Source organism: Cupriavidus sp. GW823-FHT07A04 (genome assembly GCF_058794615.1).
This window is the reverse complement of record NZ_JBXAHA010000041.1, coordinates 19702-28654: the sequence shown is the minus strand read 5'-3', so window position 1 is coordinate 28654 and position 8953 is coordinate 19702. Positions and strand designations below refer to the sequence as shown.

Sequence of the window (8953 nt, the reverse complement as noted above, 5' to 3'; positions counted from 1 at the left end):
TCTTTGCCTACTTTCTTGGCGAGACAAGAAAGTAGGTCGCCTCCCCGCAGGGGAGGTGAAACTGCAGTTGCCCTTGAAGTTAAGCGGTTGTAGCTGAAGCTGATTTTGCAGTTGCAGCCAAGCCCCCACCCCATAAAGCGAAAAAGCGCGAACATCCCAGTCCGCGCCTAATCACCATCAACCAACCCAACCCTTATGCCACCGCATCCGCCGGCTGCTTCTGCAGCAAAGCCAGCAACTGCGCCAACTCATCCCGCAGCTTGCGACGATCGACAATCATATCGATCGCACCCTTCTGCAACAGGAATTCAGCCCGCTGGAAGCCCTCAGGCAGCTTCTCGCGCACGGTCTGCTCGATCACGCGGGGACCGGCAAAGCCGATCAGCGCCTTGGGCTCAGCAATCACCACATCGCCCAGGAACGCAAAGCTGGCCGAAACACCACCCATGGTGGGATCGGTCAACACGCTGATGAACGGCAGCTTGGCATTCGACAGCTGGTTCAGCATGGACGTAGTCTTGGCCATCTGCAGCAGCGACAGCAGGCTTTCCTGCATGCGTGCGCCGCCCGTGGCGGTAATGCAGATGAACGGCACCTTCTGCTCCAGCGCCGCCTGGGCGCCACGCACGAAGCGCTCGCCCACCACCGAGCCCATGGAGCCGCCCATGAATTCGAACTCGAAGCAGCTCACCACGACCGGAATGGTGTGAATGGCGCCGCCGATCACGACCATGGCATCGGTCTCGCCGGTGTCGTCCATGGCGGCCTTGATGCGGTCCGGGTACTTCTTGGTGTCCTTGAACTTCAGTGCGTCGACCGGCAGGATTTCCTGGCCGATTTCATAGCGGCCTTCGGCGTCCAGCAGCCCGTCGAGGCGGGCGCGGGCGCGGATGCGCATATGGTGGTCGCACTTGGGGCAGACGTGGAGGTTGGCCTCGACGTCGGTCCGGTACAACACCGACTCGCACGACGGGCACTTGACCCACAGCCCTTCCGGAATGCCCTTGCGGGTGGAGGGGTCGGTCTGTTGAATCTTGGGAGGGAGGAGTTTATCCAACCAGCTCATGAAAGGCTCCTTTCGGCACATGTGCGGAACATGTCAGGCCGCGAATTTACCATGCCTGCGGTCCGCAGTCCCCGTTCCGCCGGGGCGATGCGCCTGTTGCGGCACAACGGCCGTCAAAATCCGTGTTTTTTGCTGCATTCACCGCCCGTGCGTCGACACGGGCAGCGGCACTTCAATCACATTCAGGCATCCAGCGCCTGGCGGATTTCCGCGATGAACGACCGCAGCGATTGTACCGCCTGGTCGCGCGGCGCATCTTCCAGCAATTGCACCAGGCGGCTGCCGATCACCACGGCGTCGGCCACGCTGCCGATCGTGCGCGCGGTCTGCGCGTCGCGGATGCCGAAGCCCACGCCCACCGGCAGGTTGGCATGGCGCTTGATCAGCGGAATGCGCTCGGCCACGCTGTCGAGGTCGATGGTGGCCGAACCGGTTACGCCTTTGAGCGACACGTAGTACAGGTAGCCGCTGGCCAGCTTGGCCACGGCTTCGATGCGATCGTCGGTGGAAGTCGGCGCCAGCAGGAAGATCGGGTCCATCTCGTTGGCACGCATCTGCGCGGCGAAGGACTCGCACTCCTCGGGCGGATAGTCGACCACCAGCACGCCATCGACACCGGCGGCGCGCGCGGCCTTGGCGAAGGTTTCCTCGCCCATGCGCTCGATCGGGTTGGCGTAGCCCATCAGCACCACGGGTGTCGCCGCGTTGGTCTGGCGAAACTCGGCCACCCAGGCCAGCACCTTGGTCAGCGTCACGCCCTGCGCAAGCGCGCGCTCGGAGGCACGCTGAATCACCGGGCCGTCGGCCATCGGGTCGGAAAACGGCACGCCAAGCTCGATCACGTCGGCCCCGCCCGCCACCAGCGCGTGCATCAGCGCAACGGTCAGGCCGGGCTCGGGGTCACCAGCGGTGATGAACGGAATCAGGCCCTTCTTGTTCTGCGCGGCCAGCGCCGCGAAAGTCGTTTTGATTCGGGACATGGTCATTGAGCGAGAGTGGGCAGCGGCGTGGACGAGGCAGCCAGCAGGGGCTCATCGTTCGCGGCTGCGATGTTCAGGGTAGCGGGCGCGGCCTGCGGCGTAGTGATGCATGCCGCAACGCGCGCGCGCGCCACGTCGACATAGTCGGGATTCATCTCGAAGCCGACGAAGCGGCGCCCGTGCAACGCGCAGGCTACGGCCGTGGTGCCGCTGCCGGTGAACGGATCGAGCACCAGCCCGCCCGGCGGGCAGCTGGCCAGCACCATGCGTTGCACGATATGCAACGGCTTCTGGGTCGGGTGATTGGCGCGCTCCGGATCCTGCCGGTGGATGCGCGGCACGCTCCACAGGTCCTTAGGGTTATAGCCAACCTCCAGCCACTTCTTGCCCTCGAAGCGCGGACGGCTGCGCGCCTTCTTGGTCTCGGCGTCGTACGGCACGCGCACCGGGTCGAGGTCGAAGTAGTAGTCGCGGGCCCGGGCAAAAAAGCCGATGTTGTCGTGCACCGAGGAATATTTGCGCGTGGTGCCGCCCATGCTCGGCACGCGCCGGTCCCAGATGATCTCGTTGATCATGGTCAGGCGCTGCTTGAGCATCACGAACAGCTCCGGCGAGTATTGCCAGGTGCAGAACAGGTAGAGCGAGGCGCGCGGCGCCAGCTTGGGCACCACCGCATCGATCCAGCTCGCGGACCATTCCAGGTAGGCGTCCCCGGACAGGCGATCGGAGTCATTGCCGTAGTCCTTGCCCAGGCCATAGGGCGGATCTGCCACGATCAGGTCGATGGAGCCGTCGGCAATGCGCTTGATGCCTTCCAGCACGTCTTCCTGGTAGAGCGTCAGTTGCGGTGCGGCGATGGGCGCGGAAGGGGCGCCGCCTTCAGCGGCGCCCGGCGGGAGAAAGTCGCGCATCAGAGGGTCAGCCCCGAACGCTCGGCCACGGTATGCATGTCCTTGTCGCCACGGCCGGACAGGTTCACCAGCAGCAGCTTGTCCTTGGGCAGCGTGGGCGCGAGCTTGCAGGCGTAGGCGATGGCGTGGCTGGACTCCAGCGCCGGGATGATCCCTTCGATGCGGCAACAGTCGTGGAAAGCCTTCAGCGCCTCCTCATCGGTGATCGGGACATACTCGGCGCGGCCGATATCCTTGAGCCATGCGTGCTCGGGGCCGACGCCGGGATAGTCCAGGCCGGCGGAGATCGAATGGGTCTCGATGATCTGGCCGTTGGCGTCCTGCAGCAGGTAGGTGCGGTTGCCGTGCAGCACGCCCGGTGAGCCGCCGATCAGCGCGGCGGCGTGGCGACCGGTTTCCAGGCCGTCGCCGGCGGCCTCCACGCCGATCAGGCGCACATCCTTGTGCTCGATGTACGGATAGAAGATGCCCATGGCATTGGAGCCACCACCCACGCAGGCGATCACGGCATCGGGCTGGCGGCCCGTCATCTCCGGCATCTGCACCTTGGCCTCTTCGCCGATCACGCACTGGAAGTCGCGCACCATCATCGGGTAAGGATGCGGGCCGGCCACGGTGCCGATGATGTAGAAGGTGTTCTCGACGTTGGTGACCCAGTCGCGCATGGCTTCATTGAGCGCGTCCTTGAGGGTCTTGGAGCCGCTTTCCACCGGCACCACGGTGGCACCCAGCAGCTTCATGCGGTAGACGTTGGCAGCCTGGCGCTTGACGTCTTCCGAGCCCATGTAGACCACGCACTCCATGCCGAAACGCGCGGCGATGGTCGCGGTGGCCACGCCGTGCTGGCCGGCGCCGGTCTCGGCGATCACGCGCGGCTTGCCCATGCGCTTGGCCAGCAGTGCCTGGCCAATCACGTTATTGATCTTGTGGGCACCGGTGTGGTTGAGGTCTTCGCGCTTCAGATAGATCTGCGCGCCGCCGAGCATCTCGCTCCAGCGCTGTGCGTGATAGATCGGCGAGGGGCGGCCGACGAAATGCTTCAGCTCGCGGCGGTACTCCGCGTCGAACTCAGGATCCTTCTGGAAGTGCGCATAGGCTTCGCGCAGTTCGTCCAGCGCGTGCACCAGGGTCTCGGATACAAAGGAACCACCATAGGGGCCGAAATGGCCACGGGAATCGGGCAGGTCGTACATGAGTCAGCTCTTCTGAACAGGGCCCTTGCCGTTCTGGCAGGGGCCCGATGACGTTAGGGTCGTGCGCGGGGCAGGTGCGGTTTGCGGGGGATATGCGGGAGGCCGAGCGCCTGGACGGCGACTTGACTCACCCGGCATCCGCGCTGCGCACCGCGCGCACGAAGGCGGCAATCCTGGCGTGGTCTTTCACGCCTTTGGCAGCCTCCACGCCGCTGCTTACATCGACAGCGTAGGGCCGCACGCGCTCAATCGCGCCAGCGACGTTTTGCGCGTTCAACCCACCACTCAAAACGATCCGAGGAGCGGCGCTTGCGGTCGGGTTGTGGGTGGGCGGAAGCCATGCCGGGGGTATCAGGGTCCAGTCGAAGACGTGCCCGCCACCGCCGTAGCCTTCGACGAAGGCATCAAGCAGCAAGGCGGCGGCATCACGATGCAGATCTGCGAATTCTACCAAATCGAGGCCCGGCTGCACGCGTGCCGCGCGCAGAAACGGCAGCCGGCAGCGCTGGGCCACCAGGGTGCAGTCCTCGGGGCGCTCGTCGCCGTGGAATTGCAGTAGCGTAAGCGGCACACGCTCCACCACATGGGCAATATGATCGGCCTCGGCATTGACGAACAGGCCCACCACCGACACGAAGGGGCCGGCAGCTTCGGCCAGCGCTGCGGCGCGTGCCACCTCGACAAAGCGCGGGCTGCCCGGATAGAGCACCAGGCCGATCGCGTCGGCGCCGGCATCGACCGCGGCGCGGACATCGTCCTCGCGCGTCAGCCCGCAGATCTTGATGCGGGTGCGGCTCGGCGCGCTGCCTGCTTCAGGCAACTGGGTCATTGGCAAACACTCCATGAAACAGGCTGGCGGCCGTCTCGGCGACCGGGATCTGGTACTGCTCAGGATACTTCACCCCGGCCAGGTAAAGGCCGTCGGGCATGAAAGTGGGCGCTGCCTTGGCGCGGTTGCGCCCTGCTAGCACTTCGGCCAGCCACTCCGGCGGGTTGCGCCCCCGCCCTACCGCCACCAGGCAACCCATCAGGTTACGCACCATGTGGTGCAGGAAGGCGCTGGCGCGAAAGCGCACGAACAACCAGTCGCCGTCGGCCTTCAAGGTGATGTCGTACATGGTCTTGACCGGCGACTTCGCCTGGCACTCGGCGGCGCGAAAGGCCGAGAAATCGTGCTCGCCCAGCAGGCAGCCCGCGGCCGTGCGCATGGCGTCGACGTCCAGGCCCTTGCCTGGCGGCAGCATCAGGTAGCCCGCCCTGCCGTGCACCAGCGGCACACGGTGCGGCCCCACGTAGAGCGCGTAGTAATACATGCGCTCGAAGGCCAGGAAACGCGCATGGAAGCTGTCGTCCACCGGCTTTGCCCATTGCAGCGAGATGCTGGGCGGCAGGAAGGCGTTGACGCCGCGCACCCAGGAAAACGGTTCGCGCGTCAGCTCGGTGTCGATGTGGATCACCTGGCCGAGCGCGTGCACGCCGGTATCGGTGCGGCCCGCCACCGTGGTCGGCACCCGGCTGCCGGCGAACTGCGCGATGGCGTCCTCGAGCCGGTCCTGCACCGTATTGCGGTGCGGTTGCGACTGCCAGCCGGAGAAGGCGGCGCCGTCATAGTGGAGGCCGAGGGCAATGCGGGTCATGGGGCGGAAATTGACGACGGAAATTGACGATCAACGGGAGCTAGCGAAAACGGCGCGGCGCCGATGAGGATCGCCCGGCTGCCGGCTCGCAAAAAAACAAATGCGCCGGGAGCCACGCTCCCGGCGCATTGGTGGCGAGCTGCCGGGCGCATCGCTTGCGCACAGCCCGCCATTCTACAGCTTGGCTGTCAGGCCACGTCCCGCAGCAAAGTCTTGGCTTCGGTCAGCAGCGGGTCCTGCGACTGCTCCACCACTTCCTGCAGCAATTCCCGCGCGCCTTCCTTGTCGCCGATCTCGATATAGGCGCGGGCCAGGTCGAACTTGATCTGCATGTCGCGGCCACCATCGGCGGAGTCGGCCGACAACGTGCTCGGCGAGATGCCGCGCGCCGTGTCGAGCCCGCTTTCCGCACTCACGCGGGACAGATCGATCGGCTCGGACAGCTTGCCGTCGCGCAGCATGGTCGGCGCCGGCAGGGACGAGCCGAACGAGGAACGTGCCTCGTCATGCACTTGCGCCGGGCTGTCGGCACGCGCGTCGGCATGGCCCGCCGGACTGAGGTCCAGCGAGATGCCGGACATGTCGAAGTCGAGCGGACGGCTACGCGTAGGCGTATCCAGCGCCGGGATGTCGTCATGACCGTCATGAGCACCGATGGCATCGGCCTCGGGCAGATCCAGGCCAAGGCCATCGTCCAGGCGCGCGGCTAGCGCCGAAGGCGCCGCCTCGCCATTGCCGAACACGCGCGAGGCGGACTCGGGCGCGGTGATCGGCGCACCGGCTGCCGGCGCGGGGAACCCATCCAGCGGCAGCGCGAAGTCTGCCAGGTCCGCCAGCGGGGTTTCACGCGGTGCCGCCGCCAGGTCTTGCGACGGATCGTGGGTGCGCCACTGATCGGCCGGCAAGGTAGTGGTGTCAACCGACGCGACATCGGGCGCCACATTCAAGTACAAGGCATTGTTCGGATCGAGGCTACGCCCCATCTCCGCTGCCTGTGTCCACTCCGCCCCGTGTCCTCCAGTCTGGGCGAACATTTCTTCTGCAATCACGCGAAAACCTTCCACATCCTGACGAGTGTTGTAAATCTCCATGAGCTTGAGGCGGATCGCCTGGCGCTCAGGGTTTTGCTGCAAGGCTTCGCGCAGGATTTCCTCGGCCTGCACATCGCGCCCGTAGGCGATATAGACATCGGCCTCGGCGATCGGATCGACCTCGTTGGCTTCCGCGGCATTGTTGCCAATGCGGAAATCCGCTCCGAACACGCTGTGCTGCGAGGTGTCCACGCTCTGCCCGCCCGCGGTGCCGAACAGCGAATTGCCGCCGGCCATGACGGTGCTTTCCTGCGACAGGATGCTGTCCCCGAAGGCCGCGCTGTCGCTGGTCTTCTGTTGCCGGCGCCGGCGATAGATCGCGTAGCCGCCCAGCAGGGCAATCAAGAGTCCGCCGCCTGGCAGCAGCATCGGATTGGCAAGCAGGTCTTCGATGAAGGACGGCTGGGCCACCGGCGCGGGCTGCGTCACGACCGGCGGGCGCTTGGCGGCAGGCGCGGAAGCGGCAGCAGGCCTGGCGGCAGCCGCAACGGTGGCGTCCGCGGCATTCGTGCCAGCACTACTGGCGTCAGCGGTGGCCGCAGGCGCGGACGCCGGGGATGCTGCGAGCGGCGCCGCTGCCGCGGCGGCCGTGGCCGCGCTGGTGCCAGCGCTGGCCGTTGCCGGGGCCGGCGCGGCAGCGTCGGCCTTAGCGGCCTCAGCCGGAACCACGGCAGGTGCGGCGGCGGGAGCTGCAGGTGCGGCGGCCGAGTCCTTGCCCGCCCCCTTCTGTACCTGGGCCAGCTTGGCGATCTCGGCGTTCTTCAGCTCGACCAGCCGCTGCATGTCGGTCACGTTCTTCTCAAGCTGCGCGAGGCGTGCCTCGGCCTCCTTGAGTTGGCGCTCCTTGGCGATAGTGGCTTCGGTTGCCGCAGCGGCAGCAGCTTGGCTGGCACGATCGGGCTTGCTGAGCTTGAGCTCGTCGCGTGGGCCGGCGGCCGGGGCGGCCTGTTCCTGCACGCGCGCGGTGACGTTGCCCGACTGTTCGCGGCCACTGCCGGCCTCGACCGAGCGCCCCGCCGCCGCCGTAGCCAGGCGGCTGCGGTAAGCGTCGAAGCCCTGCGTGCGCGCCACCACTTCGCGGCGTGCCGCGCGGGGCGTGACCGATTGCGCTTCTTGCTGGCTAGGCACCTTGAGCACGGCGCCCGCCTTTAGGCGGTTCATATTGCCGCCAACGAAGGCGTTCGGATTGTTGCGATAAAGCGCGACCAGCATCTGGTCCAGCGATACCGAATCCTGTCCCTGGGACGCCTCGCCGGCAATGGCGGAGAGGTTGTCGCCTCGCTGCACGGTGTAGGTGCCGCCAGCCGCGGCAGCACCGTCCGCCGAAGCCTGCGTGGCGGCGCGGTGCGCACGCGGCGCTGGAGCCTTGGCCTGGGGCCGTGGCGCCGGGCTGGCCGCCACGGGAGGCGGAGCCTGCACCGACGGCGCGGGCACGGGCGCGGCGCTTGGCGCGGGCGCCGCCGGGCTGGTGGCGCCCGATTCGTCGGGCGTGCCCGCCTGCACTACGGTGGTTGGCGAGAATGTCTGGTTGGAAGGCTTGGCTCCTGCCGGATCCAGCAGGAAGGTATACGCGCGCGACACCTTGCCGCTCGCCCATGTCATGTCGACCAGGATGTCGACAAAGGGCTCGCTGAGCGGCTGGGTTGACCGGACCCGTGCCACATAGCTCCCATTGGGGCGGCGCTCGACCTGCAGCCGCAGGCTGCTGACCGCAGGCAGATATGTCAGGCCGGCCTTGGCATATGCATCGGGCGACGCCAGCTTGACGGCCAGGCCGTCCGCTTCTTCCGCACTGACGCCGCTAATATCGATTTCCGCTTGCAGCGGCTGACCCAGATTCGACTGTACCCGCAATTGCCCGAACCCCGCGGCATACGCGGCCGGCTGCGCGAGCAGCAAACCGAGTGCCGTGAAGGCCAGCGTTGACCAGCGCTGGCGGGCGGTAGGCGCATCTTTCCGGCGATGTTGGCTCACACTCACCTTGTGCTCCGTTGTGTTCTAGTAGTGAAATTAACTTAACATCAATGGTTTAGCGCAGCAAGTTAGCGTCCCGACTGAGCCCCGCGCCAACTCGT

General features: G+C 66.4%; 7 protein-coding genes. All 7 read right to left on the bottom strand.

Annotated features, from left to right (window positions below; genetic code table 11):
* Positions 1 to 193: 193 nt before the first annotated feature.
* The 7 genes from accD to AC1Q7Q_RS39730 all read right to left on the bottom strand — a co-directional run bounded on the left by accD (position 194) and on the right by AC1Q7Q_RS39730 (position 8858).
* Complete coding sequence (gene accD / locus AC1Q7Q_RS39760) at positions 194 to 1066, bottom strand: acetyl-CoA carboxylase, carboxyltransferase subunit beta (protein ID WP_043347984.1); 873 nt, start codon at positions 1064 to 1066, stop codon at positions 194 to 196.
* A gap of 182 nt (positions 1067 to 1248) precedes the next feature.
* Complete coding sequence (gene trpA / locus AC1Q7Q_RS39755; protein ID WP_492376526.1) at positions 1249 to 2046, bottom strand: tryptophan synthase subunit alpha; 798 nt, start codon at positions 2044 to 2046, stop codon at positions 1249 to 1251.
* A gap of 2 nt (positions 2047 to 2048) precedes the next feature.
* Positions 2049 to 2957, bottom strand: a complete 909-nt coding sequence (locus AC1Q7Q_RS39750) for a DNA-methyltransferase (RefSeq protein ID WP_043347990.1) — start codon at positions 2955 to 2957, stop codon at positions 2049 to 2051.
* Positions 2957 to 4150: a tryptophan synthase subunit beta gene (gene trpB / locus AC1Q7Q_RS39745; protein ID WP_492376527.1), complete on the bottom strand. Its 1194-nt coding sequence runs from the start codon at positions 4148 to 4150 to the stop codon at positions 2957 to 2959. The genes AC1Q7Q_RS39750 and trpB overlap by 1 nt, the downstream gene beginning before the upstream one ends.
* Positions 4151 to 4277: 127 nt before the next feature.
* The gene (locus tag AC1Q7Q_RS39740; RefSeq protein WP_492376528.1) at positions 4278 to 4979 is read right to left on the bottom strand and encodes a phosphoribosylanthranilate isomerase; all 702 of its coding nucleotides are present in this window, start codon (positions 4977 to 4979) and stop codon (positions 4278 to 4280) included.
* The gene (gene truA / locus AC1Q7Q_RS39735; RefSeq protein ID WP_492376529.1) at positions 4963 to 5787 is read right to left on the bottom strand and encodes a tRNA pseudouridine(38-40) synthase TruA; all 825 of its coding nucleotides are present in this window, start codon (positions 5785 to 5787) and stop codon (positions 4963 to 4965) included. The genes AC1Q7Q_RS39740 and truA overlap by 17 nt, the downstream gene beginning before the upstream one ends.
* A gap of 188 nt (positions 5788 to 5975) precedes the next feature.
* Positions 5976 to 8858, bottom strand: coding sequence for a motility hub landmark protein FimV (locus AC1Q7Q_RS39730; protein ID WP_492376530.1), 2883 nt, complete (start codon positions 8856 to 8858; stop codon positions 5976 to 5978).
* Positions 8859 to 8953: the final 95 nt, after the last annotated feature.